Genomic DNA, 23,650 nt, shown 5'->3' with positions numbered 1-23,650 from the left:
GCCAGAACCGGTACCTGATGCTCGTCGAGGCGATCGGTTCGCAGGGCCGCTACTTCCGCTCCTTCACGGCCACCAGCCTGGGCGGCACGTGGACGCCGCAGGCGACGAGTGAGAGCAACCCCTTCGCCGGTAAGGCCAACAGCGGCGCCACCTGGACCAACGACATCAGCCACGGCGAACTCATCCGCAGCAACGCCGACCAGACCATGACCATCGACCCCTGCAACCTCCAACTGCTCTACCAGGGGCGTTCCCCCAGCTCCGGCGGCGACTACGGCCTCCTGCCCTACCGCCCGGGAGTACTGACTCTGCAGCGCTGACAGCGTGCAGGTCCGGCTCGGGCACAGCCGGAACGGGCGGGCTCGGCACAAACCGAGCCCGCCCACCCCTCACACACCCCACCACCAGGAGGTACCGACAGTGCGACCACACGCACACCGCCCCCCGCCCTCGGGGGAAACTGCCGCTGACCGAGTGTCCCCCGGCATCCGGGGACGGCTGTTCAAGTTCGCCGCGGCCGGGATCGCAGCCGCCGTCGGGTTGTTCACCGTGACGGTGGCGACCGGGTCGGCGTCGGCCGCCGACAACCCGTACCAGCGAGGCCCGGACCCCACCCGGACCAGCGTCGCAACCGAGCGCGGCCCCTTTGCCAACACGTCGGTCAGCGTCCCGACCGGGTACGGCTTCAACGGCGGCAGGATCTACTACCCGACCGACACCAGCCAGGGCACCTTCGGGGCCATCGCGATCTCGCCGGGTTACACCGCGTTGTTCTCCGCCGAACTGGCCTGGATGGGGCCGTGGCTGGCATCGCACGGCTTCGTCGTGATCGGCATCGAGACCAACAGCCGTAACGACTTCGACACGGCGAGAGGCACCCAGTTGCTCGCCGCGTTGGACTACCTGACGCAGCAGAGCCCGGTACGCGACCGGGTCGATCCGAACCGGTTGGCCGTCTCCGGTCACTCCATGGGCGGCGGCGGGGCGCTGAGCGCAGCCACGCGTCGCTCCTCGTTGAAGGCAGTGGTCGGCATCGCGCCGTACTCGCCGTCGTCGAACCTGGCCAACGACCGGGTGCCCACGATGATCTTTTCTGGGCAGGCGGACACGGTGGTCACCCCGTCCTACGCCATCGGCCTGTACAACGGCATCCCGGCCGCCACGGAGAGCGTCTACCTGGAGGTCGCCGGTGCGGACCATGGGTTCATGGTCGGACGATCGAACCCGGTGATGATCCGGACCATGCTGCCGTTCTTGAAGATGTTCGTCGACAACGACGCCCGGTACAGCCAGTTCCTCTGCCCGCTGCTGGACAACAGCGGCGTGGTCACCTACCGCAGCACGTGCCCGTTGCTGCCGACGACGCCGACCACTCCGCCTCCGACCGGCACGCCGGGGCCCACCCCGTCCAGCACCCCGACCACGCCTCCGACCTCCTCCCCGCCCGGTTCGGCCAGCGAGATTGTCGGTACGCAGTCGGGTCGGTGCATCGACGTGCCGAATGCTTCGCGTTCGAACGGCACGCGGGTGCAGTTGTACGACTGCAACAAGCAGGTCAACCAGTCGTGGACGTACACCTCGAACAAGCAACTACAGGTGTACGGGAACATGTGTCTGGATGCGGCGGGTTCGGGTAACGGCGCTGCGGTCCAGATCTACAGTTGCCACGGGCAGACCAATCAGCAGTGGAATGTGAACTCCAACGGCACGATCAGTGGTGTTCAGTCCGGGCGGTGCCTGGATGTGTGGAGCACGGCCAACGGGGCGCAGGTCCAGTTGTACGACTGTCACGGGCAGACCAACCAGCAATTCCGACTCGCCGCCCTGGCAAGATGATCATTAGCCGACTCGACGAGTAACTTCGAGGGCGTGCAGGTCTGCAAGCCGGACGAGATCCAACCCACCTGAAACAGCCGGACTGAAACGGGCGGGCTCGACGTCAATCGGGCCCGCCCGGATCATGCAGAGACGTCGGCGGCGGCCCCTACGGGCTGCCGTGATCAACACCTTGGAGGGCGCGGAACTCGCCGCCCAGGTGTCCAGAAGCCCCGAGCCACTGGAGATCGCCGGCCGACACCTCGCCCGGCTGATCAACTCGTACCGATAGCCGGAGAGGAGCCGGCGGGAAGACCGGAGTTCGTCACCCGACGGTTGTTCCCGAGGTGCGGATCGCGGGCACCCGCACGTCGGTGGCCAGGCAACGCTGCCGCAGGCAGCCGTCCAACGAACCTGGATGGGTACCGCCGGGTGACTTTGTGGCAAGGCCTCCGCTGTCTGTCCGTTCAGGACGATCGTCAAGGTGCCTGGGTGCAGGTGAACAACGCGAGGCTTCCGGAGTGGACTTCCCTGATCGCCGGGTTGCAGCCGGGCCAGTGCGGGTCGATCCGGACGGTGGTGCTTGAGTTGCCGTCGGGCCGTGCTACGTTAGCTGCATGCGCATGCAGTCATCGAGCCAAGGGGCCGCCCTTGCGGGGGGTGCCAGTTCGGCCTGGTCGCAGGTCGCAGCTTTCGCCGCTGCGGTCGATGCAAGTCTGGGCAAGTGGCTCGCGGACGCCTACCGGGTGGGACTGACGGAGTACCGCGCGCTGGTGCATCTCAGTCATGCCGCCGACAAGGAGCTTCGAGTCAATGACCTGGCCCAACGGGTCGGTTTGAACCAGAGCTCGGTTACGCGGCTGGTGAGCCGGCTGGAGGCGAAGGGTCTGACGCGCCGCGACATCTGCCCTGACGACGGGCGCGGGGTCTACGCGGTCATCACCGAGCAGGGCGAGGCTCTGCTCGGGGAGGTGCGAGGCCCTTACGAGGAGCGGGCTCGCGAACTTCTCAGCAACGCAGCGGCGCATTTTCCTCAACTGGATGCACGGCAGCTGAGCCGCGCCCTGCGCGACATTGGCGATCTGGTCACTCCCTAGCTAGCGCCCCGAAGGTGTTGCCACGGCCCGATCAGACGACATTTCATGTATGTACATGCAAAGGGTGAGGGGCGCGATCGAATGAGGACAAAAATCGACGTATTCGTGGATTACGTGTGCCCGTACTGCTTTCTCGTGGAGGAAGCGGTGGCGGAGTTGCAGCGAGAGCGTGAGGCGGAGGTCGAGATCCGGCCGTTCGAACTGCGCCCCGAACCGGTGCCGACGTTGAAGCCGGAGGACGATTACCTGCCGCGGGTGTGGCGCGGGTCCGTCTACCCGATGGCCCGCCGACTGGGCGTGGCCGTCGCTCTCCCGTCGGTTTCTCCGCAGCCGCGTACCGCCAAGGCGTTCATGGTGCTGCAACTGGCGAAGGAGCAAGGCGTCGCCCAGGAATATTCGTCCGCGATGTTCGGCGCGTTCTTTCAGCAGAACCGCAACATCGGCGAGGACGAGGTGATCGTTGACGTCGCAGCCTCGATCGGTCTCGATCGGTCAGAGGTGCAACGAGCACTCGCGAGTGAGGAACGACGCTCTCGCCAGCTCGCCGACCAGCGGTACGCAGTCGAAACGGTAGGCGTGAGCGCCGTTCCCAGTTTCCGTGTGGGCGGTCAGCTCTACTCCGGGGTGCTTGACGCCGAGCGGCTGAAGAAGGCTGTCGACGACGCCGCCGGGCGCGAGCCGCTGCGATGAGTTGGACCAGGGCAGAGCTCGTCGCGCTCATGGCGGATGCGGTCGAGTTCAGCATCCGCCACGTTGAATCCGGCGGCCTACCGTTCGTCGGCGTCGTCATCGACGAAAACGGCTATGTCTCCAGGCATGGCGTCAACGAGGTCCACCGAACGGAAGACCCGACCGCACATGCCGAAATCATGGCCATGCGATCCGCGATGCGCGACCGCGACCTGAATGACTTGCGAGGCACCACGCTGCTGGCAACAGGCGAGCCGTGTGGTCTGTGCTACCGGTATGCCATCGACCATCGCGTCGAGAGGATCTACGTCGCCGTGGACAGCGACACCGTCGCCGAGCACGGCTTCGACTACCGCGGCAGCTACCCCGCATTTCACATCGACCGGCCACAGCTGACCAGCATCGTGCACCGGCTTCCCGTCGCGCGCCAACTGGAGCCGTTCGAACGCTTCCTACACCTCAACCGCAACCGCGCGCACCCCCCGACTCTTCCGCCAAAGGACTGAAAGGACCATCATGAGCTGGCTCTATCTGGGAATCGCCGTCATCTTCGAGGTCGCAGTCGGCCTCTTCGCCAGCAAGGCGAACGGCTTCACCCGCCTGTGGTGGACCATCGCCACACTCGTGAGCGGCGCGATCGCGACCTTCTTCCTCAGCCTCGCGCTCCTGACCTTCGACGTCGGCGTCGGCTACGCGATCTGGACCAGCGTCGCTGGCGTGGGGATCGTAATCGTCGGCGCGCTCTTCCTCGATCAGCGCCTGAACTGGAGGAAGGCCCTCGGCATCCTCATCGTCATCGGCGGCGTCGTCGGGCTACAGCTCAGCGGCGCCGCGTGACCCGCGTCCATCCATCGCACCACACCAACGAAAGGACTGACTCGATGACCGTGACGACAACCAGGAACGACTCGAAGAAGGCTGGGCCCTGGCTCGTGCTGCTCCTCGCCGGCGCGTTCGAAGTCGGCTATGCGCTCAGTGTCGGAGGAAGCGAGGGGTTCACGATCCTCGGATGGTCGATCTCCGCGTTCGTCTTCTTCCTCCTGACGTTGTTCTGCCTCAGCGTCGCACTCAAGACCATCGACGTCGGGATCGGCTACGCCGTCTGGGCGGGCATCGGCGCCGTCGGCGCGGCGCTCCTGGGCCCGGTGTTCTTCGACGAGGCGCTCAACCCGGTTCGCGCGATCTGGCTGGCCGTGATCATCGGCGGCGTCGTCTGGCTGAAGCTCGCCGACAGCCTGAAGCTCGATGCACAGAAGACCACGCCCGCCCCAGTATGGTCGCCCTGACAGCCGCCGATGCGGCCACGTCTCCGCCCAACTCGAGGTCGCCCTGACCCGCTGGCGCGTTCCCTGCCGAGCCGTCGCCCGTCATCTAGGCAGCAACGCCGGGCCACGGTGCGGAGGATCTCCCTGATCTGACAGGCCCTGCGAGCTGATCGCAGCTGCTCGGTAGGCGCTCGAACGTCAGGAAACTGGTCCGGATGCGCAGGGACCCATTCGCCGCAAAGGCTCCCAGCCTCCCCGGACGGGGCCAAGGTCGATCGTTCGCTAGGCGCCTTGTCTCCCTTGGGGAGGCTGGAAGGTCTACAACTGCCCGACAAGGAGATCCATCACTCGGTCCGATGGCGCGGCGGGCCAGGCCCTCGGCCGCGCGTGAGCTGACAGGGCCTCGAACCAGGGGGAATCGCCACGAGAGGACGAACTGCGGAGTGAGTCCGGCGCGGGCGGCGTCGGAGACCTCGTCTGGCGTGAGCGGTACGGTTACAACGTCGACCATCGATGCGTAATCGATGCCAACGCGGAGGCCAGCTCCCACCGGTCGGCGACTTCCGGTCCGAGCAACGAGCAGGCATCGCAGCATGATCTCGGATATGTGTGCGGCGTGTGGTCGTGGGCTGGGAAAACGGGGTCCCGGTGACGCGGGCGAACGCGGGTCGACGTGGGCCACGCCCTGCCACCCCAGGTTGATGCAGGTCGCCATTCGGCGTCGCTGTGCTCGCTTGCTAAAGACAGCAGACCACGTCGTTCGGTCATCGGTCGGCCCTCACCACCTAAGAGTGACCGCGAAGGGAACGAGGTCAGCCTGCTTGCGGGACGGGAGTCTGCCACAGGGCGCTGACTGGCATGGCGCGGAGTCTGTCACCGAACGGCAGCGTGGAGGCTCCGGTGTAGAGGACGATGCCGGCGATGAAGTCGTCGCCGAGGCGGTCGGCGAGTCGGCGTAGCCCGCGGAAGTCGTCGGGTCCGACGGTGGTGGCTGCTTTGACTTCGATCCCCACGACATGCCCGGATCGGTTCTCAAGTACCGCATCGACTTCGTACCTGCTCTGGTCGCGGTAGTGGGACAGATCGGCGAACTCCTCGGACCAGGTGAGCTGGCGGGACAGCTCGGACAGGACGAATGATTCGAGCAGCGGGCCGAACGGTGCGCCCGGCCGGAGCAGCGCCCGGGCGTCGGTAGCGATTTCGTTGGCGGCGATGCCCGAGTCGACGAAAATCAGTTTGGATGCGGCGGTGGTGCGGGTGCCCAGGTTGCGGGACCAGCCGGGGATCCGCTTGACCAAAAAGATCTCTTCCAGGGCCTGGAGGTAGCGGGCGATCGTCGGCCGGCTCAGCCCGAGGGCCGATTCGAGGGAGTTGGCGGCGATGATGGTCGCGGATCTGGCCGCGAGGAGGCGCACCAGCTTGCGTAGCTCCCCCTTGTGCTGGATGTCGGAGAGCTGCCGCACGTCGCGGTCGATGAGCGCTTGGACGTAAGCGTCGAGGAACCGTTGGCGGCGCCGCGGGTCCGCGCGGACTGTGGCCTCGGGTAGGCCGCCGCGCACGATTCTGGCCGCGTAATCGGCGCGGGTGACCTCCGATTCGTGTCGCAGGTCCGGACCGAGCGCGAAGATGGCATCGACGAATCCGTCCGGCTCTCCATCGAGTTCTCCCTGGGAGAACGGCCAGAGTTCGACGGTTTCCATCCGGCCGGGCAGCGCGTCCGGGGCAGCCACCATGCCGAAGAGGCGAGATGAGCCGGTGAGCAGGTACCGGCCAGGACGGGGATCCTCGTCGACGGCAGCCTTGATGGCCAACAGGAGTTCCGGAGCGCGCTGGATCTCGTCGATGACCAGGAGTTCGGAGGAGTCCACGAAGCCGACCGGATCGGTGATCGCCGCCGCCCGGTCCTGTGCCCGGTCGAGGTCGCGGCGCTCAGCAAGACGATCGCCGGCAACGATGCGAACCAGGGTGCTCTTGCCTGCTTGGCGTGCGCCGCTGATCAGTACGACGCGGGTATCGGCCAGGGCGGCGTCGACCTGCGCGGCGGCGTGGCGGGGGATCAGGCGCGGTGCGGACACACGTCATGATAACCGGCGCGGTTTCGATCTGCGAGGGAGCTCTCTTTCGATTTGCGGCACAGCCCGTGTTCGGAATGCGGCTCCTCGGTGTTCGATTTGCGGGCCATCGTCGTGCTAGCACTACGCACACGCGGGGTCGACGTCAATCGCAAGGGCGCAATGACGGGTCCTCGCGTGCTGGCGGCGCTGGACCATCCGTTAGAAGCCGCAGCGGGCGGTTGAGCGCATCGCTGGCCATCACGACACCTCGGAGCCGCCAGCGTTGGTGTGGTCGTGATGTGGTCGTGGGCTGGGAAAACGGGGGCCCCGGTGACGCGGGTGGACGGGGGTCAACATGGGCCGCGCCCTGCCACCCCAGGTGAACCCGCAGGTCGCTAGACTGGGCCCTCGCGCCCTCGTAGCTCAGGGGATAGAGCAACGGTTTCCTAAACCGTGTGTCGCAGGTTCGAATCCTGCCGGGGGCACCCTGCGAAAACACCCGTCTTTGATCTTGTCTTGTTTTGGGCCTGGGGTCACGGTGGGGTCACCGACCCAAAAGAAGGGGGCGCAGCCGGGCGTGTCGGCTGCGCCCCAAAGCGGGGTATGGGGTGGCTAGCTAGAGGAGAGGCGACGAACCTTGCTGCCGTCCACGTCCCGCTGCGTGGCACGCAGGAACGCTGCCGCGTTCCCTTCCTCGCGCAGCATGTCCACGACCTTCGCCGCGATAGGCAGCGCGAGCGCGACCATTCCCGCCAGGCCCGTTACCGCGATCGACAGGGCGATCCATGGGCGCATCGGCGGGTCCGTGGTGGCAACGATCGTGATCGTGACGATGAGGGTTCCGGCGGAGATGACGCCGCATGTGGCGCCGAGAATCCTCCACAGTTTGGTGGTGCTCATGGTGTGGTACTCCGTTCAGGCTGAGGTGGTGAGGCTGGCCCCGGTTGGGGGCGGTGCACCCTGCCGGGCGCGGGGGTTGTGTGGGTGTGGCTCAGCCTGACGGTGCTGTTGGTGGGTGGTGTCTGCCGCGCCGCTGGGTGCTGGTGTCGACGGGCTGCGGCTGCCGCAGGTTCGGGTGGGTGGGCGTGTCAGCGGTGGTGCCGTCGGGTGGGGTGGGCGACCCGGTGGGGGTGAGGCTGTCGGCGCCCATGTCGGGGCTGTCCGGCTGGTGGGGCTGCTGCTGGTCGCGGACGGCGCTGCTGGTGGTGTCGGCGGCGGTTGCGGGCGCGGCGGCGGGTGTCGGGGTGCGGTTGGTGGGTGCGGCGGCGGGGGCCTGCCACGGCAGGTGGTGCGCGCCCGAGCCGGTGCGGCGGGTGGGGGACCGGCGTTCCGGCTCGGGCGCAGTCTGCGGGCCGCTGCGGGCTGTGTCGGGGGTTGGTTTCGGCTTCGGTGCGGCGGGGGGCGGGCCGGGTTCGCCGGGTGTCGGGGTGGCGGGTGCGGCCGGGTCGGGGTCGGCGGGGGCCGGACTGTCGTCCAGGTCGGGGGGCGGTTGGGGCTGCTCGCTGGTGCGGGGTTTGGTGACCGCGTCCAGGGTGCGGCCGGCGGTGTCGGTGACCTTGCCGGCGGCGCGGCCTGCGACGGGCAGCGGCTCGGCCGCCTCGTTCACCGCGCCCGTGACCGTCTTGGCGGTGCCGATCGTCTTGTTGACGGTCTTGCCGACCGTGCTGGTGGTCTGGGTGAGGGTGTCGCGGACCGGGGTCGGCCGGTCTTTCTTGCGTTTGCCGGCGAGCGGGTCGAGGAGGTTGTTGACGGTGCCGGTGACTAGGCCGTCCGGGGTGTCGGCGCGGGCCGGGTCTTGGCTGGCGGTGAGGGCCAGGCAGATGCCTGCCGCTCCCGCCGCCGCGTAGAGGAGTAGACGCATGTTGGCTCCTGGGGACGCTGGGGAGGGTGTGCAGGGGCTAGCGTCCGGGTCGGTGCCGATGGTCGTGGAGTGTGCGCATTTTCGGTCCCCCCATGGATCGATCTTGCGTGACGGGTTGTGCACTGCGAGAAAGGTTCACATTGGCGAATGATTGCGTCGGAGAGTATCCGGCAGGCGTCTCAGAGCTTCGACCTGCCGTTCGCTCCCCGCTACCTGTTCGGTTGACCCCTGTTCGGGGGTCAGTTGTGGTGTTCCGGCGCGGTGCGTCGCCGCCGCGCTAGGTAGATCAACGTGACGGTGTGAGTACCCGATGCTGCCGAAACGTGAGCAGGATGCAACTCTCACTGGGGGGCCTGTCGAATAGTGCAAACCCCGCTGCTGCCCGTAACCGTCCAGTCAGGCCAGTCGTTAGGATGCGCCCGGCGCAGGCACAAACCAGCGGTCACCCGGCAACAACTCCACCACCCCCGGCGCGCGGTGCACCTCGAACACGGGCACCCCAATGTCGCTGATACGCAGCATGTCCCGCTCGTCCGGCGACGGCATCCGCACCTCAATCCGCACCACACCAACCATGTCGATCGGATGCTTGACCGGGCGTTGCCGCACACGGGTAGGTTGCCCGTGCCGTCTGACAACCAGACCTTCCGCCCGCAGCAGCGTGATCGCGGCCCGGACGGTCGAGCGGTTGATGCCGTACGTCTCTTCCAGCCACCGGTCCGAAGGGATCGGGGCGCCGGGAGCGAGGCGGCCGGTGTGAATGTCGCGGCGCAACATGTCGGCCAGCTCTTGATGGCCGATCGGCCACGGCTGGTCGGGTGACACCACGTTCGGCAGTCTCGGCCCGCCGGAGACGCGAGCAGCCGGCAGGCAGGGGGGCCTGAGTTGAACGGCTCAAGAAATGGACCGGCCCGCCTCCACGGGGGCAGAGGCGGGCCGGCGTTCTGGAAGTGTAGGGCGTGGGTCCGACACCCAGAGTGGAACTTATGAGGGCATCAGGCGGGCGGTCGCCAGCCGGCGGCGGTCAGGGCGTCCAGCACAGCGAGAGATTCGCAGTGCTCGCACGGCATGCCCGCAAGCGCCGGTTCGGTGGCCAGCCACTCGGGGCACGGCGGGGCTTCCCGCATCGCCTTGCGGGCAAGCTCCACGTCAGCCTCGGTGTACGGCTTCCCGACCGGGGTCGGGTGGTACCAGCCCACGTCGGTCTCGGTGTCCGGCGTCTCGCTCATCGATCGGTCCTCTCGGTCGGGTCGGGGGCGGGTCAGACGTAGTCGACGAGGATCCGCGCAGCCTCGGCCGGCGGGGTGTCTGGGGCGCAGATGGCGGCGCAGCGTCGACCGTGCTCGTCGTCGAAGTGCCAGCCGTACTCCGGGTCGTCGAGCCAGCGCAGCCAGACGATCTCGTCGAAGTTGGCGATGGGAATGTTGCACTGCTCCTCGTCGAGATCCAGGGCGCTGGTGTCGACAGGCACGTCGCGGGCGATGAGCTGGTCGATGACGGCGCGGACGTAGGCGGAGCCGGTCAGGTCGGGCATGGTGCGGTTCCTCTCAGGCCAGTTGGTGCGGCCCCTGCGACCGCGACAGGCTCGGCGAACGCTGCAACCCACCACGCGACCGGTCGGGCGTCGTGTGCGGCGCGTTGCTGCTGCGCGTCCTGCTCACTGACGGCGGAGCCCCGGGCGTAGCAGGTGCGGCAGGACCAGATCCAGCCGGACACGGTTTCCCACGCGTCAGAGTCGTGCGCGGGAGCGGTCACAGCGTCTCCCCACGTGCGAACGCCTCGATGGCGTCCAGGTGCCCCGGCTGCAACCCCGTCGATCCCTTCGGGCGGATCAGCAGCGCACCAGCGGCCACCAGCTCGTCATGCACCTCGCCGTAAAGCGGCACCTCCGTGTCATCCGTCCAGATGAGCCGGCGGACCTCGGCGATCACCTGCCGGGCAGCGGCCAGCTTCGCCATTGAGGCGGCGCGCCCGTTGATGTCGTCGGTGAACGCGCGGCCGAGCGGCGGCAGCGCCCACAGGCGCTCCAACTGGTCGGCGTACGCGCACCAGGTGGTGCACCAGCGGACCTCAACGGTTCCGGCTTTGTGGAGTTGGCGGATGCGGGTGATGAGTGCGGGAGCCCACCGCATCTTCCACTGCTGGCCGAGCGCGTAGGCGTAGCCGGTGCGGGGCTGGGCTGACCAGCCGGGACGGGACGCGTTGACGACCCCATCCACGTCGAGGAGCCACACCGGCGGCAGACTGGTTGTCATCGGCTCTCCTCGGGGTTGTCGCGGCATGTGGTGGTGCAGAAGTCCCGGCCGCCGTCGCGGGCGGTCAACCAGCCGCCGTTGGTGGTGGCAAGTCGGCGAACCTCGGTGGCGTTTCCGTCCCACACCCACGCGCTGTCGCAGCCGGGCCCGTCACAGCGGATCTCCGTCACCCGGCTGACGCTCACCTGCTCGCCCCGTCCGTAACTGCGGCGTGGGCGGCGTACACGGCAGTCGTCCACAACCAGTCCGCATAGTTGTTCACCCGCCGGTACGTCTTGCTGAAATGGTCGACACCGACGCTATGTCCGGCGGCATGCTTGGCGACTTGCGCGTCCCTGGCCGCGTCGGCGCCCGCTGCGGCTTGCGGCCACGACACCACACCGGATCTCCGGTACGCGGCGTGCATGATCGGGTTGACGGTGGCGGCAGCGTCGGCAAGCACATCCAAGCCGGTGATGGCAGGTAGCGCCCGCAGGCGGTCCGCTTCGGCGGCGAGTCCGGCCTTGTCGCACCATGCGGCGGTCTGCCCAGCCAGGTCGGCGAGCGCGGCGGTGGTCGACTCCGGTAGGCCGGTCACGGCGTCACCTCGCCGACCTGCACCGCCATCTGCGTCTCCCGGCCCTCACCGTCGCACTGCTCGCACATGATCGCTGGCGGGTTGGCCTGAAAACTCTCGGTGTGGAGAACGCAGATTGGGCGGGTGCGGGTGTGGCCATGCCCGCAGCGGCCGGTGGTGGTGTGGGTGGCTTCCCGACCGCAGGGGCCGAGGTTGATGCCCAGAAACTCGGTGACAATCGTGCAGACGTCGGCGGTCATCGGAGGATCCGGCCGAGGGCGAGCACGCCGAACACAGCGAGGAACAGCAGCGGCGGCAACAGCCAAACGGGAATGTCCATGGCGGGGCTCCTTTACGGGGTCTGGTCGGCTACCGCTCGGGCCGGGATTGCGGGATCCGGCCCGACGGCACGCCGGTCAGACGCCGGATGCGCTCCGCTGCTCACGCTCGTAGTTGAGGGCCAGGTCGTACAGGCGCTCCACCTCAGCCTCGCCCAGCCGGTCGATCGCCTCCGCCCACGAACCGGCCACCGCCGACGCATGCCGGCACGCCTCCCGCGCATCCAGGGCGGCCAGCAGGGGGTGGTCGCGGTAGCGGGCCGGGTAGTTGTCCCGCGCGTACGCGTACTCGCCTTCCTGCCGCACCTTCCACACGAACATCAGCGCGGCGCCCCGGTCCAGGTCGGTGAGATGGTCCCACGACGGCAGGCCGGCGGCGTCGAGCCACGCCTTCGGTTCGGTGTGGCTGCCGGCGCAGCGGTTGTTGCGGGGCCCGTGGACGGGCAGCAGCCACCGCTTGTGGCGCACCCCGTGCCGGTTGACGGCGGCGGGCTGGTTGTGCCGGTTGGTGAGCGGGTGCACCTCGTTGCAGGTCTGGCATGCGCCGTGGCCGGGCTCGATGGCGCGGTAGGTGGCGACGGTCTGGGTGTCGGTCATGCGTTCTCCCTCAGGTCAGTTGGTTGCGGGCAGAGCGATGGTGGCGACGAGCAGCGGGTGAGGCTGCCACGACACGTGGGCGTGCAGAACCCGGCCCGCAGCCGACGTGTCGGCGAACATGACCATGTCGTTGACGTTGCCGACCCGCGCGACAAGCTGCACCGTGCGGGCGTCGCTGCCCAGGTCGGCGACCATGTGGCGGATCACGTCGTCGGCCGTCCACGTGAACGTCACCGCCATCTGCTCGACGCCGAACGACGCCATCCGCTGTGCCACGTCCGCTGCCCATGCGGGGATGCGGGGGTCGGTGCGGTCCCGGATGGTGTGGTCGGGCATGGGCATGCCCTTCGCCGGTAGGCCCGCTTCGACCCGGGCGGCGGTGGCGTCAACCTTGGCGAGGGTGATTGGTCCGGCGTTGATGAGTGCCCGGGTGCGGCGGTCGTGGCTTGCGGCGGCCCATGCTTCGGCGAGGCTGGCGACGGCTTCCTCGCGGGTCTGCTTGCGGATGGGGGTCATGCGGTTCCCTTTCGGTCGGTCGGTCGTTGTTGCTCGGTTAGGGGCGCGGTGGTTCGCCAGGCACCTCGCAGCCGAGCGCCACCTTCCGGCCCAGCCAGCGCCCGTACGTGCTGTGCTCCCATGCCGTTCCGTACTCGTGCACGATCGGCGAGCCGAGGTCGTCCGGGTCGGAGCGGTAGGCGTAGTCGTCGTGGCCCACCGTCGCGCCCACCAGTGCCGCCCAGGCGTCCACCTCGGCCGGCGTCGACAGGTGCAGCGTCAGGTTGCCGTTGGCGGGCACACCAACCGACAGCGGCCGGGGAAGCCCCTGCGCGACGGCGCGGGCGTGGGCGGTCGCCTCTACCGGGCCGAGCGCAACCAGACGCGGGTCGCGCAGATAGCGGGCCGGGTAGTGCTCGGCGGCGTAGTCGTCGCCTTCGCTCTCGCGAGCACGGTCATGCAGCAGGGCGGCACCTTTGTCGAGGTCGGACATGTCAGCCCAGCCGGGAAGGTTCATGCGGCGCTCCGTTCGGTCAGTTGGTTTGCGCCGCACGGACGGCGGCCTTGTGCTCGGCGTGCCACCGCTTACGGGCGTTAGCACTCGTCAACGGTCCGGAGATCGCACCGCAGGAACAGACGGCCGGACCGACGGCAACGAACTGCCCGTGGCTGTCCTTGACACGCCCCTCGTAGGGGAGGGCGTGTCCAGCGAGACGAGTCGACTTCACAGGGTCTCCGTTCGTCAGTTGGCGGTGATGGGGGCGGCGTGGATGTCGCGGCTGTAGTCGTACGACCAGTCGCCGTCGCGTCGCCAGCCGAGCCCGGACAGGTGCCGATCGGCGGCGTGGCGCAGGTAGCCGGTCGGGTTGTTGTTCCAGTCGCCGTCGTCCGGGGTGCCGGTGACGTTGTGACGCTGCCGGCCGCCGCCGGTGTCGACGGTGAGGGTGGTGTAGAAGCTGCCGATGGCCAGGGACGCAGACGGCATGGGTCAGCCCTCCGTCGTGTTGCGGATGTTGGCGCGGCCGGACAGTTCGTAGTCGGCCTGCCACTGACGCCGCTCGGACCGCTTAGCGCGCTTCCGCAGGTAGCGTTTGCCGCCGTCAGCGTTCTCTTCGCCGCGCCAAAAGCTGCGGCCAGCGCCACGGGCTCGCAGGATCACACCTCGGCTGCTGGCCATCACTAGCTCCATTCGCAGGTCCAACTTCGCTTGCTCGTGTACGCCAGTGTACACTAAGAGGCAACGGATAACATCCGTGTCATGGCGAAGAGGGACAAGGTGATAGCGGTGGAGAAGAGTGTCAGAGACGCGCGGCAGTACTTCGCCGACGTTCTCTACGACGCCGCCGCAGGCAAGGTCACCTACATCACCAGCAGGGGCCGCCGGATCGCAGCCGTCGTGCCCCTGTCAGTCGCTGATGAGGCCGTGGAAGACAGCGCTGAACGCGACGATCCATCGCCTACCTGACCCGCACATGCGAAACGCCCCGCGCCTTCCTCGGCTGCGGGGCGTCTCTACATCTCGGGGCCGGTCAGCCCGACATCAGCACGGCGGAACGCCCCGACCGGTACCGGCACCATGCTCGGGCGGCGTCCACCAGCAGTCCCCGGTGGGCGGCGGGAGCCCGGTCCTGCTGCCGCTGCCACATGTCGGCCAGCGCCCCGGCGAACCGGGTCAACGACTCGCCGGACGCAGCCGAAAACGCGGGAATCTGCCCGGCCCACCCCTCAGCGTCAGCCGGGCTGTGCCCGTACCGGACCAGCCGAACAACCGTGAACGCGGTGTCCAGCCAGGCGGGGCCGACAGCAGGCGTAGCCCAATCCACCAACCGAGCCCCGCCGTCGCCGATCAGCCAGTTGCGGCGCGACATGTCCGTGTGGGCGAGCGTCGACCCGGCGACATGCCAAGAGTCGATCAGCCCCGACCAACGTGCGGCGAACGGGCGCACCGGAAGACCTGGGCGTGGCGCTGCCGCCAGGCCGGCGAGAACAGCGGCCACCGCAGACAGGTCAGCCGAACCCGGCCGCAGATCGGCGTGCCGGCCCGCAACGTGCTCGAAGCCTGCAACCAGCCAACCGTCCTGCTCGACATGCCACAGCAGGCGGGGTGCGATGCCCGGCAGGTGCGGGTTGACGCGGATTTCGTTGCGCAGCGTCCACGCCAACCGGTCGCCGACCAGGATGCCTTTGACGAACACGACGCCGCTGCCGGTTTGAAGGGTGGCGGCGAGGCGGCAGGTTGCGCCCGCCCCCGCAGGCGTCACCGACCGGACCGGGCCGGTGCGCGCGACAACAGCCCGACGAACGCTGCCGGGCAGGTCATTCCATGCGGTGTGCACCAGCACGGTCTACCACGCGGGCACCCCCGGACGCGACCAGTGCCGCGCCGGGGGTGCCCGATTCCGCGATAGGCGCTACCTGCCGGGCGAGTCGGTGCAGCCGGCGTGGCATTGGGTGCACTTGCTGGTGCAGTCGGCGGCGAGCCCCCACAGGTCGGGGTCGACCCGGTAGCCGGCGGCGCGGATCGCCGCGACCGTCTCCGAGATGGGTGCGCCGATCGGCTGCGGGCGGGAAGGACGCTCGTCGCCCGGCGCCGGTTCCGGCTGGTGGTGGATGAACCGGCCAGCGATCCGCTGGCAGAAGGCGGCGTAGTCGGCGGTGTGCAGGATGAACGTGTGCCAGCCGATGTCGACCAGTTCGGACGGCCCGATTGGGCGGGTGGTGGTGGCGCACGCGGCGAGGAACGCCAACGCCTGGTCGAGGATGCGGTCGGGCATGCCGTCGGGCAGCTCGGGGTGGTCGACGGCGATGCGGGCGGTGAGGGTGGCGAACAGGTCGGGGTGGATGAGGGTGCGGGCGTCGCTGCGGGTGTCGACGTCGGTCACGGCGGTCCTCCGGGTGCGGGTTTGTGGCTTCTCGCAGACTGCGAGTAACTGTCTGTGCTGGTTGCGCTTCCCAGCGTCGTATCTGCTGGTCACGATCGGTAGATGTCGGCTGTCGGCTGACCGTCGGCAGACACACACCGTGATCACCTGGGGGTTGTGGTGGCCGAATTCCGCGCACTACTACGGCTGCTGATGGCTCGGCAGGGCTGGACTATGCCCGCACTAGCGCGGCACTGCTCATACAGCCGTCAGTACGTGTGGGAGGTGGCGACCGGCAGGAAACGGGCGACACCGGAGGTGGCTCGCGCATTCGACGTCGCTTTGCGGGCCGGCGGCTCGTTGCTCGATACGGTGACAGCAGACGATGGAACTGTCACGGCGGAGGGCGACACCATGCGGCGCAGAACAGTCCTAGCGGGCGCGTCAGCAGCTGTCGGCGGAGCGCTAACAGGGGTGGCCGGGGTGCTGCTGCACATCGACCCCACCGAAGCTGCCGCCCCGGTCGGGGATGTGCGGGCAGCGATCAGGCAGGCTCGGGCTGATTTCGCAGCGGTGCGGCTTCGTCAGCTGTCAGCCCGCCTGCCGTCGCTCATCACGGCAGTCGAAGCGGCACGCGAGAACGCCACCAGCGGCCGGCGGGACGAGACGGCAGCGATGGCAGCCGACGTGTACCGGCTCACCGCCCGCCTGGCGACGAAGCTGCACGAGCATGGGGTGGCGTGGGCTGCCGTGGACCGGGCCACCCGGGCGGCCCACCAGTCCGGCTGCTCGCGTGCGGTCGCGCAGGTGGCCCGCGCCGCAACCGTGGTGTTGCGCCGCTCTGGTGACGGCGACCATGCGCAGCGGGTGATCGTGGACGCCGCGCATCGGTTACGCACAGACACCAAACTGGCTGACGGGCGTGACGCCAGCCTGTACGCGGAGATGCTGGCGACTGCCGCGTACACGGCTGCGGCCGGGGATCGGCGCGATGAGGCGTGGACGTGCGCGGGCGAGGCAGGCGCGGCGCTGGCCGCAGCACCACCAGGTCCAGGGTTCGGCGTCAACGAGTTGGAGTTGTTCCGGTCGGGCATTGCGAGGCTGCTCGGCGACTTCGGACAGGCGGTTGACCACGCCGGCCGGGTGCGTGTCGATCTGTTGCCGACGACGGAGCGGCGGGCCCGCTTCTGGCAGGACGCGGCGTTGGCGTGGTGGGGGCGAGGCCGGCGACGCGAGGCGTGGGAGGCGCTGCGGGAAGCGGAGCGGGTGGCGCCGCAGGAGGTGCGATACCGGCCGTGGGCACGCGATCTGGCGTCGGGGTTGCTGTCGACACCGGGGCCGCAACTGTCGGGGTTGCGGGAGTTCGCGGCCCGGACCGGGCTCGGTTAGATCAGCGACCCGAAAATCTCCGCGCCGTCTGCGCACACGATCCGCAGCCCGCCCGGCTTGGTCGAGCCACCCCACTGGGCGTAGGTTTCCACGCTCTTGACGCCCGGATGCGCGGCGCCGGTGGCGGCCTGGGCGAGCGCGTCAGCCCACTCGACCGGTGTGCGCGGGGATGCGTCCACGGCCGGCGACCGCACGGGGCCGCCGTCCCAATCACGCGGCTGCCCGTCGTGGGATGCGTCGGTGGTGCCGCCCAGCGCGAGCTGTAGCCGGATGCGGCCAGCAAACGTCAGACCGACCGGTTTCGGGCCGCCCTCCACAGACCAGCGGACCACCTCGCCCGCCCACGGCTGAAACGCCAGCAGCGCAGCAAGCCAACCCTCGCAGTATCGGATCTTCACGCCACGCCCTTCACCTGCGCGCCGTCAGCAGTGTTCCGGCCGGTCACCGCAGCCCGACCTGCCTTCCGTGCACGCCGCTCCGACGGCGCCACCTGCGAAATGCGCTGCGGGGTCACATCCAGCAGCGTTGCCGCGTCCCGCACCGACAGGGAATGCCGCGACAGCATCTGCCGGGCCAACTCGACTGTCTGCCGTTCCACCTGCTGTTTTTCGACCGCCACCCGGCTGCGGGCAGCGCGCACCTGGGCGGCTGCTTCGTCTAGGTGGGGGTCGCCGGTGCGGTATTCGTACGCCAGGCGGATGCCGGGTTCGGCGCCGTCGGGCATGTCTTCGAGCATGGCGATGGTTTCGCGGACGGCTTGGTCTAGGCCGGGCAGGTTGCGGGCGTAGGTGTGTGCGCCGTCGAGTTCGGGCACGTCGGCGAGCCATGCGTTGTATTCGCGGGTGACGACGACCCGGTAGGTGTGGTGTTGGTTCATCGTAGCCAGCCTTTCCCGAAGACCGGTTCCATGTCGCGTTCGATGGCTCGTAGGGTGCCGTTGGGTATGTCGCCGGGGTGTTGGGCGACGGTGGTGCGGGCGGTCACGTTTTCCCCGTTGTGGGTGGTTGACGCTTCGTACATGCGGTGGGAGCCGCGTTGGCGGGTGTGTTTGCCGCCGAGGTGTTCGATTCGTCGGTTGACTTCCCGCGCCTTCATACGCTACACGCTAGTAAAGCCGCTAGACAACTGTCAAGCGGCTAGACAGTACTGGTGGGGCGGGTTTCAGTCGATCGTGGCACCACTGCGAGGCGGCCTGCGATGTCGCCTGCGCGCTCCGGGCTAGCCGGCGGCTGCGACAGTTCCGGCATCGTCCTGGGGCCAGACCAGCACCACATGCACCTGCGGCTCACCCCTGGCCTGCTTGCGCTTGCGGCGGGCTGCGGCGCGGGCGTTACGGATGGCGGTGTCGCGCTGCTTGTCCCAGTACCAGCCGGGAACGAGGTAGCTGAATTCGTCGGCGTCGCTCGCGGTAGCCATGCGCCCATTATGCGATCACGTTACGTCACATGTCTATTGATTCCGGTCAGCGTTGCAGGTCAGCCGCGATTTCCTGATAGCCGGTGTGCCGCCGATACGGTTGCGCGAGCCCGCACACGAGGCATGGCCCGTCCGGCTCGGTGGCGGACGTGCGGTAGTCGTGGTCGACGTCCTGGGCGTCACCTGCGGTGCCGTCAATGCCGAGGCTGGCTCGCAGACGCTCCCCGGTGTCGTTGTTCATGCGCCGGCACCCCTCCGCTCGGATGCCACCTGCTCGTATCGGTCGAGTGCCCACCGCAGCCCGGCAACATCCTTGTCGGTGAGCACGTCCTGGCGGAGGCGGAGCCGAATGTCGAGGCGCCCGTCTTCGGTGACGGTCAGTTCGGTGCGGCCGGATTCGGAGCGGAACACGCCGAGGGCTGGCGGAGTATCGGGGTTGGCTGCGGTGAGGCGGGCGAGGGGCGTCCCGTCGGTGTCGCGCACAGTGCCGTCCGGGTCGACGGTGACACCGGGGGTGGCGATCGGGGGCGCTTCGTGGACGACACCGCCAACGACGGCGCGGGCAGAATCAACGCGGATGATTCTCGGGCTACCGCTCATACTCCTCATCCTGCCAGCAGATGCCGCCGGTAGACGTCGGCGTCCCACACCTCAACCGCCACCGTCCCCCACCCATACCAGCCGTCATCCCCCACCGACACGCGCAGACCATCGGCCGCCAGTTGACCAAGCTGCGCCTCACAGTCACCGGTGAGGTGGTAGGGCTGGGCGAGAATCAGCGCTGGCCTCCCACCCCAGTTCCACCGGGTGACATGATCCATCCAGTGGCCGAGCCGGTTGCAGATCCGCACCGCGCAGCGGCCTCTCGTCAACCAGTGCAAGCCTTGGCATCGGGTGTTCGCCAACCGCAGCCCGTTCGCGTCGGCCCAGTCGAGTAGCCGCAGGCGCGACTCGACGTCGATGTTGGGGCCGTACGGCCAGCCTTGCCCGGCGAGCACACCCAGCGCAGCAGCCCGGTCCTCGGTTTCGGCGGCGAGGGCACGCTGCTCGGGGGTGGCGTGCTGGCGGCAGCGTTTGATGTGGCCGGGGTAGAAGAGGCCCCGGTATTCGCAGCAGCGGGGCAGGTTTTCGCGGTCGGTCATGGCGGACTCCTGCGGGTTGGGGAGGGGTGCGAAGGTCTTATGCGCCAGCAGGCGGCCAAGTGCACAAGGTGTGTCAGCGGATGTGTTCGGCCCACAGAAAGTTTCGACCGCAGCCGCAACGGTAGCCGTCGTACTGGTGGTTCCAGGTGAGGAAGTGCAGGCCGACACGGCAGGTCACCCGCAACAGCCTCGTCTTGATGCCGGATATGCGCCGTGGTTCGCCTTCACGTGGCAGCGGGCGGTGACGGTGCGGCTTGGCGCAGCACACATCCCAGCCGGAATGGTCGGGGCAGCATTCGACACTGCGGGAGGTGGGGCAGTAGTAGGGGGTGCACGGCACCGCCCCGGCGTCGGCGAGCTGCGCCGCTCTGGCCACGATCCGGCGGGCCGTCTCATCCGACACCGTGCTGCGCAGGGCACGGACGTCGGGGTCGCCCAACGACGACACCTCAATCAGCCGCTCAACCGGCGAATCCGTCACCCCTCCACCTCCTCCGCAGACCTGATAGCGGCAACCTCGACGGCATCTAGACGACGCCAAACCCGACCCTCACCAGGCGAAGACACAAGCATCACCTTGCGCGGCTCCACCCCCAGCATGCACCCGTTGATGAGAGTGCGATCGTGCAGACACCCCCGATCCGAGCAGGCAACCCGCACCCGGTTCCCGGTCAACTGCCAGCCGCCCGTCTGCACGTACAGGGCATACCAGGGGTGGGCGGGATCCCCGGAGGCGTCGGCCGCATTCGGGTCGGCGGCGACGAAACCGCCGCAGTCGCAGCCCGCGTCGGGGCAGACATGCCCGCGTCGGCCCTCGGAGACGCGCTGCCGGTCCGCGTACCGTTCCTGCCTGCCCGCCACCATCGGGCATGCCTGCGACGCGTACACGGCGCACGGCGGGCACAGCGGCGGCTCATCGAAGGCGCGGGAGGCAACCTGGTTGGGTCCGCCGAATAGCACCGACAGGTGGCCGAGCGGGTTGCCGCACGTCTGGCACAGGTTTTCTTGCCAGCACCGCTCGTATGTGCCTTGGTGGGGGGTGCGGAAGTCCACGCCGCCGTCGCGGAGGCGAATGTTCACGAATGGGGCTGCGAGCCCGCCGACTATCGGCCTGTGCGCGCAGGATGCGGGGATCGGCGGTGCGGTCATTTTTTGTCGGCCTTCCGGTCGGGGTCGTCGGGGTGCCGCTCGGCCCGCAGCATGTATTTGGTGATGCTCTGCTGGTGTTCGATCAGGACCCGCAGCATCTCAACGTCAGTCAGGTCGTATTCGTCTTGCAGCCGGCCCAACTCGGCGCGGATCGCGTTGCTGGCCCGCTGGACGGGCATGGTGCGTGCGTGCAGTCTCACCGGGCCACCTGCCGGGCCGACACGGCAGCCTCCACGTCGTCGGCCAACTCCTGCGGACGGGACAAGTATCGGCCCACCTGCTCCGTGAAGCTGATGCCCAGCACGTTGACGCAGACAACGGCCCAAAGCTTGTCGACCACCTCACCGTCAGCCCAGCCGTGCTCACGCGCGAGGGCGGCAATGTCGGGGTCGGAGGCGACAGCATCGGCGATCGCGTGGTGCGGGAGGTCGGGGGCGCCGTAGCCGCGCAGCGCGGCGGCAGCGGCGTCCAGGTCGACGGCGGTCAGGGTATGGGTCATGGTCATGTCCTTCCGTCAGCGGAGCCGGTCGGCGAGCGCCGCGAATTCGCGCTCGATGTCGAACAGGCCGTTCGGGTCAAGGTGCATGCTGGCGGCAACCTCAGCCATCGCGCCGAGCGCCGCCGTCAACGCGGCGTCACCCATGCGGTCGGCGGCCTGCTTGCCGTAGGTGAGGATGACCGCCAGGTGCCGCAAATCCACGGCAGGCGGCTCGGCGCTGTCCGCCGGTGTGGCGATGTTCCATTCGGTGCCGTTGTCGTCGCGGTGCCAGCCTGCGTGCCCGTGCGGCAGGGCACACACGGGGGAACCGCCGGGGGTGAGGCCGGGGATGGTGGGGGCGTGGTCGCCGCAGCGGCCAACAGTCGGGTGAGGGTCGGTCATGGTCGTCTCCGTTCAGTTTGGGGTGATGACGTGGCCGAGTTCCCGGCAGCGGAATGTGGGCGGGGCGGGGTGGCGGTCACGGAGTCACCTCGGCCTGGAAACGCAGATCCCAGCCAGTAGTCGGGTCGCCGCCCACGTGGCGCAGCACGCAGCCGCGCGCCACATGGTCGACGCGCTGCCCCACCCAGCGGCGGGCAGTGCCGAGCAGGTAGATAACCTCGCCGTGTTGTGGGCCGCCCACCACGACAGCCTCGAACGCCTGATCCTCAATAGGCTGGACGAAGCGGCCGGTGTGCACGAACACCCAGCCATAGGCGCGGCGTTCCAGCACGTACCGTTCCACGGTGTCGTCGGCGCCAACGCCGCCGCGTCCGAGTCCACGGGTGGGGTAGTCGAAGACGAGCCCGTGTCGGAGGTCGTCGGCGGTGTAGTCCTGGTCGTTGCTGTCGCCGTGGAGTGGGCCGCCTTCGTAGTCGACCCGAATGGTGTCGAAGTGCATGGGTTCCTCCGGTCGGGTCAGCCGCGCTCGGCGGGAAGGTCAGGGACGGTTGCAGCCCAGCCAGACTGAAACACCAGCCGGTCGCGGTCCACCCCAAGCCGCTCACACAGCAGCTCGAACGCCAGGTTCGCGCCGGTCATGTGGGAGCCGTTGCGCAGGGCGTTGTCGATGGCGGCGAGGATCGCCGGCAGGTGCGGATCGTCGGCGGCGGCGGGTCCGCCGTGCAGCGGGCACGAGGCGAGGGCGCCGTTCGGCATGCGACGGCCGGCACGCACGCAGCAGAACGCGCAGTCCATCGGGTCGAAGTCGGTCACCGGTCGGCCTCCGTTCGGGCCGCTGGCCCGGTGTCGTCGCCGAACCCGCCCAGATCGTCCAGGTCGGCGGACGGGATGCCGGTCAGCAGAGCGACCGCGCTGCGGGTCGTACCATCCAGGCGGGCGAGCGCATCAGCTACTTCGGCGTTGAACTGGGCTGCGGTCTGGTCGGTCATCAGTTCGCCTCCTGTACGGCGTTGAGGGCGGCAGCGACAGCTTGTGCCTCCTGCCACTCGACCGCCGTGTCTTTGAAGCCTTGCGCCTCGTACAACACCTGCCCGTACTGGATGTCGTCCACATGCGTGGCGTCGAGCAAAGCCCGAACCACCATGATGCGGTGGTGGTGGTCGGGGGCGGGGCCGGGCGCGGGGTGCACCTCGCCCCACTGGTCTACGACGATGGCAGTCCACACACCAGCCATCGACTCGACGGCGGTCATCGGCTGGCCTCGGCGCGTCGGAGCTTCCGCAGCGCAGCATGGATCTCCTTGTGCAACTGCCGCGTCAACCGCAGCCGCTCCTTCGCAAACGCCACACCCGACATCGCCGACACCACCTCGGCTGCGGTCTCCTTCACCTCTAGCCCGGCAAGCGCCAGGTAGGGATCATTACCGGCCGCCCACACACCGCTGTCCGCCATGTGATCGTTGGAGGCGATCCGCAACTCCAACACGCAGACCTGCTCGTTCAGGCGCTGCAACGTCAACCACGCCTCGGCGAGTTCGACCGACCGTTGCGCTTGCGTCAAGTCCACATCGAGTTGGGCGCCGCGCCGGGTCAGGTATTGCAGTTCGTTCGGGTTCTCCACCGCGTCGGGGATTTTCGCGGCGATGGCGTCGATCTCGGCTTGTGCCTCTTTTTCGAGGGTTTCGTAGCGTTCTTTTGCCCGCTCGATGTGCGGTGTGAGGGCGTCGATTTGGGCGATCAGGTTGTTGCGGTGCTGGTCGAAGAGTTGCTGGCTGAGGTCGGTCATGGTTC

Annotated in this window: 43 protein-coding genes, 1 tRNA gene and 1 pseudogene; 11 read left to right on the top strand and 34 right to left on the bottom strand. The window is 68.5% G+C overall.

Annotated elements, in window-relative coordinates; all coding sequences use genetic code 11:
• The 7 genes from IEY61_RS05615 to IEY61_RS05580 form a co-directional block, all read left to right on the top strand.
• Positions 1-320 (top strand): non-reducing end alpha-L-arabinofuranosidase family hydrolase (locus IEY61_RS05615; protein ID WP_268240628.1); only part of this gene is annotated, 320 nt, incomplete at its 5' end.
• 154 nt (positions 321-474) lie between these two features.
• The gene (locus IEY61_RS05610) at positions 475-1,836 is read left to right on the top strand and encodes a poly(ethylene terephthalate) hydrolase family protein (RefSeq protein WP_229705699.1); all 1,362 of its coding nucleotides are present in this window, start codon (positions 475-477) and stop codon (positions 1,834-1,836) included.
• Between the two features lie 596 nt (positions 1,837-2,432).
• Entirely contained in the window at positions 2,433-2,912 is a 480-nt protein-coding gene (locus tag IEY61_RS05600; RefSeq protein WP_189041180.1) for a MarR family winged helix-turn-helix transcriptional regulator, read from the top strand.
• Positions 2,913-2,957: 45 nt separating this feature from the next.
• The gene (locus tag IEY61_RS05595) at positions 2,958-3,602 is read left to right on the top strand and encodes a DsbA family oxidoreductase (RefSeq protein WP_308424548.1); all 645 of its coding nucleotides are present in this window, start codon (positions 2,958-2,960) and stop codon (positions 3,600-3,602) included.
• Positions 3,599-4,108 (top strand): nucleoside deaminase, encoded by a 510-nt coding sequence (locus IEY61_RS05590; RefSeq protein ID WP_189041169.1) that lies wholly within the window; start codon positions 3,599-3,601, stop codon positions 4,106-4,108. The genes IEY61_RS05595 and IEY61_RS05590 overlap by 4 nt, the downstream gene beginning before the upstream one ends.
• Positions 4,109-4,118: 10 nt before the next feature.
• Entirely contained in the window at positions 4,119-4,439 is a 321-nt protein-coding gene (locus IEY61_RS05585) for a DMT family transporter (protein ID WP_189041167.1), read from the top strand.
• A gap of 44 nt (positions 4,440-4,483) precedes the next feature.
• Positions 4,484-4,888, top strand: coding sequence for a DMT family transporter (locus tag IEY61_RS05580; RefSeq protein WP_189041165.1), 405 nt, complete (start codon positions 4,484-4,486; stop codon positions 4,886-4,888).
• A 791-nt stretch (positions 4,889-5,679) separates the two neighbouring features.
• Here IEY61_RS05580 and IEY61_RS05575 read toward each other — a convergent pair.
• Positions 5,680-6,942 carry an ATP-binding protein gene (locus IEY61_RS05575; protein ID WP_189041163.1) on the bottom strand — a complete coding sequence of 421 codons (1,263 nt, stop codon included), beginning with the start codon at positions 6,940-6,942 and terminating at the stop codon, positions 5,680-5,682.
• A 391-nt stretch (positions 6,943-7,333) separates the two neighbouring features.
• On the opposite strand from IEY61_RS05575, the gene IEY61_RS05570 reads away from it, so the two are divergent.
• A tRNA-Arg gene (locus tag IEY61_RS05570) sits at positions 7,334-7,406 on the top strand.
• A 127-nt stretch (positions 7,407-7,533) separates the two neighbouring features.
• Here the strand turns inward: IEY61_RS05570 and IEY61_RS05565 are convergent.
• From IEY61_RS05565 to IEY61_RS05500, 14 genes are all read right to left on the bottom strand, one after another.
• The gene (locus IEY61_RS05565) at positions 7,534-7,821 is read right to left on the bottom strand and encodes a hypothetical protein (RefSeq protein ID WP_189041161.1); all 288 of its coding nucleotides are present in this window, start codon (positions 7,819-7,821) and stop codon (positions 7,534-7,536) included.
• Between the two features lie 91 nt (positions 7,822-7,912).
• Positions 7,913-8,782, bottom strand: coding sequence for a hypothetical protein (locus IEY61_RS31760; protein WP_189041159.1), 870 nt, complete (start codon positions 8,780-8,782; stop codon positions 7,913-7,915).
• A 408-nt stretch (positions 8,783-9,190) separates the two neighbouring features.
• Positions 9,191-9,610, bottom strand: coding sequence for a GntR family transcriptional regulator (locus tag IEY61_RS05555; protein ID WP_189041157.1), 420 nt, complete (start codon positions 9,608-9,610; stop codon positions 9,191-9,193).
• A 167-nt stretch (positions 9,611-9,777) separates the two neighbouring features.
• On the bottom strand, positions 9,778-10,011 hold the full coding sequence (locus tag IEY61_RS05550) for a hypothetical protein (RefSeq protein WP_189041155.1): 234 nt from the start codon (positions 10,009-10,011) through the stop codon (positions 9,778-9,780).
• A gap of 32 nt (positions 10,012-10,043) precedes the next feature.
• Positions 10,044-10,316, bottom strand: coding sequence for a hypothetical protein (locus IEY61_RS05545; protein ID WP_189041152.1), 273 nt, complete (start codon positions 10,314-10,316; stop codon positions 10,044-10,046).
• 217 nt (positions 10,317-10,533) lie between these two features.
• Positions 10,534-11,037, bottom strand: coding sequence for a hypothetical protein (locus tag IEY61_RS05540; RefSeq protein ID WP_189041151.1), 504 nt, complete (start codon positions 11,035-11,037; stop codon positions 10,534-10,536).
• The gene (locus IEY61_RS05535; protein WP_189041149.1) at positions 11,034-11,207 is read right to left on the bottom strand and encodes a hypothetical protein; all 174 of its coding nucleotides are present in this window, start codon (positions 11,205-11,207) and stop codon (positions 11,034-11,036) included. The genes IEY61_RS05540 and IEY61_RS05535 overlap by 4 nt, the downstream gene beginning before the upstream one ends.
• Positions 11,208-11,218: 11 nt before the next feature.
• Entirely contained in the window at positions 11,219-11,614 is a 396-nt protein-coding gene (locus IEY61_RS05530; protein ID WP_189041147.1) for a hypothetical protein, read from the bottom strand.
• Positions 11,611-11,853, bottom strand: a complete 243-nt coding sequence (locus IEY61_RS05525; protein WP_189041145.1) for a hypothetical protein — start codon at positions 11,851-11,853, stop codon at positions 11,611-11,613. Before IEY61_RS05525 ends, IEY61_RS05530 begins: the two co-directional genes overlap by 4 nt.
• Positions 11,854-12,009: 156 nt before the next feature.
• Positions 12,010-12,528, bottom strand: coding sequence for a hypothetical protein (locus tag IEY61_RS05520; protein ID WP_189041143.1), 519 nt, complete (start codon positions 12,526-12,528; stop codon positions 12,010-12,012).
• A gap of 15 nt (positions 12,529-12,543) precedes the next feature.
• Positions 12,544-13,044: a hypothetical protein gene (locus IEY61_RS05515; protein ID WP_189041141.1), complete on the bottom strand. Its 501-nt coding sequence runs from the start codon at positions 13,042-13,044 to the stop codon at positions 12,544-12,546.
• Between the two features lie 37 nt (positions 13,045-13,081).
• On the bottom strand, positions 13,082-13,540 hold the full coding sequence (locus IEY61_RS05510) for a hypothetical protein (RefSeq protein ID WP_189041140.1): 459 nt from the start codon (positions 13,538-13,540) through the stop codon (positions 13,082-13,084).
• A gap of 225 nt (positions 13,541-13,765) precedes the next feature.
• Entirely contained in the window at positions 13,766-14,008 is a 243-nt protein-coding gene (locus tag IEY61_RS05505; RefSeq protein ID WP_189041139.1) for a hypothetical protein, read from the bottom strand.
• Between the two features lie 3 nt (positions 14,009-14,011).
• Complete coding sequence (locus tag IEY61_RS05500; protein WP_189041138.1) at positions 14,012-14,200, bottom strand: hypothetical protein; 189 nt, start codon at positions 14,198-14,200, stop codon at positions 14,012-14,014.
• Positions 14,201-14,281: 81 nt separating this feature from the next.
• Between IEY61_RS05500 and IEY61_RS05495 the strand changes: the two genes are divergently transcribed.
• Positions 14,282-14,488, top strand: coding sequence for a type II toxin-antitoxin system prevent-host-death family antitoxin (locus IEY61_RS05495; protein ID WP_229705697.1), 207 nt, complete (start codon positions 14,282-14,284; stop codon positions 14,486-14,488).
• Positions 14,489-14,552: 64 nt separating this feature from the next.
• Here the strand turns inward: IEY61_RS05495 and IEY61_RS05490 are convergent, their stop codons facing one another.
• The gene (locus tag IEY61_RS05490; RefSeq protein WP_229705696.1) at positions 14,553-15,359 is read right to left on the bottom strand and encodes a hypothetical protein; all 807 of its coding nucleotides are present in this window, start codon (positions 15,357-15,359) and stop codon (positions 14,553-14,555) included.
• Positions 15,360-15,434: 75 nt separating this feature from the next.
• Complete coding sequence (locus tag IEY61_RS05485; protein ID WP_229705695.1) at positions 15,435-15,905, bottom strand: glycine-rich domain-containing protein; 471 nt, start codon at positions 15,903-15,905, stop codon at positions 15,435-15,437.
• A gap of 156 nt (positions 15,906-16,061) precedes the next feature.
• On the opposite strand from IEY61_RS05485, the pseudogene IEY61_RS32080 reads away from it, so the two are divergent.
• Together IEY61_RS32080 and IEY61_RS31030 are read left to right on the top strand one after the other, a co-directional pair.
• A pseudogene (locus tag IEY61_RS32080) lies at positions 16,062-16,241 on the top strand (helix-turn-helix domain-containing protein); the annotation flags it as partial.
• A gap of 318 nt (positions 16,242-16,559) precedes the next feature.
• Positions 16,560-17,273 (top strand): hypothetical protein, encoded by a 714-nt coding sequence (locus tag IEY61_RS31030; RefSeq protein ID WP_229705694.1) that lies wholly within the window; start codon positions 16,560-16,562, stop codon positions 17,271-17,273.
• Here IEY61_RS31030 and IEY61_RS05475 read toward each other — a convergent pair.
• From IEY61_RS05475 to IEY61_RS05395, 17 genes are all read right to left on the bottom strand, one after another.
• The gene (locus IEY61_RS05475; RefSeq protein WP_189041136.1) at positions 17,270-17,671 is read right to left on the bottom strand and encodes a hypothetical protein; all 402 of its coding nucleotides are present in this window, start codon (positions 17,669-17,671) and stop codon (positions 17,270-17,272) included. The two genes, IEY61_RS31030 and IEY61_RS05475, sit on opposite strands and share 4 nt — an antisense overlap.
• A complete protein-coding gene (locus IEY61_RS05470; RefSeq protein WP_189041135.1) occupies positions 17,668-18,150 on the bottom strand; it encodes a type II toxin-antitoxin system HicB family antitoxin in 483 nt (160 codons plus the stop codon). Before IEY61_RS05470 ends, IEY61_RS05475 begins: the two co-directional genes overlap by 4 nt.
• Positions 18,147-18,368 (bottom strand): type II toxin-antitoxin system HicA family toxin, encoded by a 222-nt coding sequence (locus IEY61_RS05465; RefSeq protein WP_189041134.1) that lies wholly within the window; start codon positions 18,366-18,368, stop codon positions 18,147-18,149. The genes IEY61_RS05470 and IEY61_RS05465 overlap by 4 nt, the downstream gene beginning before the upstream one ends.
• Before the next feature lie 123 nt (positions 18,369-18,491).
• Entirely contained in the window at positions 18,492-18,689 is a 198-nt protein-coding gene (locus IEY61_RS05460; RefSeq protein ID WP_189041133.1) for a hypothetical protein, read from the bottom strand.
• Between the two features lie 46 nt (positions 18,690-18,735).
• Complete coding sequence (locus IEY61_RS05455) at positions 18,736-18,930, bottom strand: hypothetical protein (RefSeq protein ID WP_189041132.1); 195 nt, start codon at positions 18,928-18,930, stop codon at positions 18,736-18,738.
• On the bottom strand, positions 18,927-19,289 hold the full coding sequence (locus IEY61_RS05450; RefSeq protein WP_189041131.1) for a hypothetical protein: 363 nt from the start codon (positions 19,287-19,289) through the stop codon (positions 18,927-18,929). The genes IEY61_RS05455 and IEY61_RS05450 overlap by 4 nt, the downstream gene beginning before the upstream one ends.
• A gap of 5 nt (positions 19,290-19,294) precedes the next feature.
• On the bottom strand, positions 19,295-19,831 hold the full coding sequence (locus IEY61_RS05445; protein ID WP_189041130.1) for a hypothetical protein: 537 nt from the start codon (positions 19,829-19,831) through the stop codon (positions 19,295-19,297).
• Between the two features lie 73 nt (positions 19,832-19,904).
• Positions 19,905-20,312: a hypothetical protein gene (locus IEY61_RS05440; RefSeq protein WP_189041129.1), complete on the bottom strand. Its 408-nt coding sequence runs from the start codon at positions 20,310-20,312 to the stop codon at positions 19,905-19,907.
• Entirely contained in the window at positions 20,309-20,911 is a 603-nt protein-coding gene (locus tag IEY61_RS05435) for a hypothetical protein (RefSeq protein WP_189041128.1), read from the bottom strand. Before IEY61_RS05435 ends, IEY61_RS05440 begins: the two co-directional genes overlap by 4 nt.
• Before the next feature lie 65 nt (positions 20,912-20,976).
• A complete protein-coding gene (locus IEY61_RS05430) occupies positions 20,977-21,180 on the bottom strand; it encodes a hypothetical protein (RefSeq protein WP_189041127.1) in 204 nt (67 codons plus the stop codon).
• Complete coding sequence (locus IEY61_RS05425; RefSeq protein ID WP_189041126.1) at positions 21,177-21,479, bottom strand: hypothetical protein; 303 nt, start codon at positions 21,477-21,479, stop codon at positions 21,177-21,179. Before IEY61_RS05425 ends, IEY61_RS05430 begins: the two co-directional genes overlap by 4 nt.
• A 15-nt stretch (positions 21,480-21,494) precedes the next feature.
• Entirely contained in the window at positions 21,495-21,860 is a 366-nt protein-coding gene (locus tag IEY61_RS05420) for a hypothetical protein (RefSeq protein ID WP_189041125.1), read from the bottom strand.
• 76 nt (positions 21,861-21,936) lie between these two features.
• A complete protein-coding gene (locus IEY61_RS05415; protein WP_189041124.1) occupies positions 21,937-22,359 on the bottom strand; it encodes a hypothetical protein in 423 nt (140 codons plus the stop codon).
• A gap of 17 nt (positions 22,360-22,376) precedes the next feature.
• Positions 22,377-22,673 carry a hypothetical protein gene (locus IEY61_RS05410; RefSeq protein WP_189041123.1) on the bottom strand — a complete coding sequence of 99 codons (297 nt, stop codon included), beginning with the start codon at positions 22,671-22,673 and terminating at the stop codon, positions 22,377-22,379.
• Positions 22,670-22,849 (bottom strand): hypothetical protein, encoded by a 180-nt coding sequence (locus IEY61_RS05405; protein ID WP_189041122.1) that lies wholly within the window; start codon positions 22,847-22,849, stop codon positions 22,670-22,672. The genes IEY61_RS05410 and IEY61_RS05405 overlap by 4 nt, the downstream gene beginning before the upstream one ends.
• Positions 22,849-23,112 carry a hypothetical protein gene (locus IEY61_RS05400; RefSeq protein WP_189041121.1) on the bottom strand — a complete coding sequence of 88 codons (264 nt, stop codon included), beginning with the start codon at positions 23,110-23,112 and terminating at the stop codon, positions 22,849-22,851. The genes IEY61_RS05405 and IEY61_RS05400 overlap by 1 nt, the downstream gene beginning before the upstream one ends.
• Complete coding sequence (locus IEY61_RS05395) at positions 23,109-23,645, bottom strand: hypothetical protein (RefSeq protein ID WP_189041120.1); 537 nt, start codon at positions 23,643-23,645, stop codon at positions 23,109-23,111. The genes IEY61_RS05400 and IEY61_RS05395 overlap by 4 nt, the downstream gene beginning before the upstream one ends.
• Between the last annotated feature and the right edge of the window lie 5 nt (positions 23,646-23,650).

It is taken from the genome of Micromonospora sonchi (genome assembly GCF_014646235.1).
In the GTDB taxonomy this organism is placed as follows: Bacteria; Actinomycetota; Actinomycetes; order Mycobacteriales; family Micromonosporaceae; genus Micromonospora; species Micromonospora sonchi.
The sequence above is the reverse complement of the archived record's forward strand: the minus strand, read 5'-3'. Positions and strand labels throughout refer to the sequence as shown.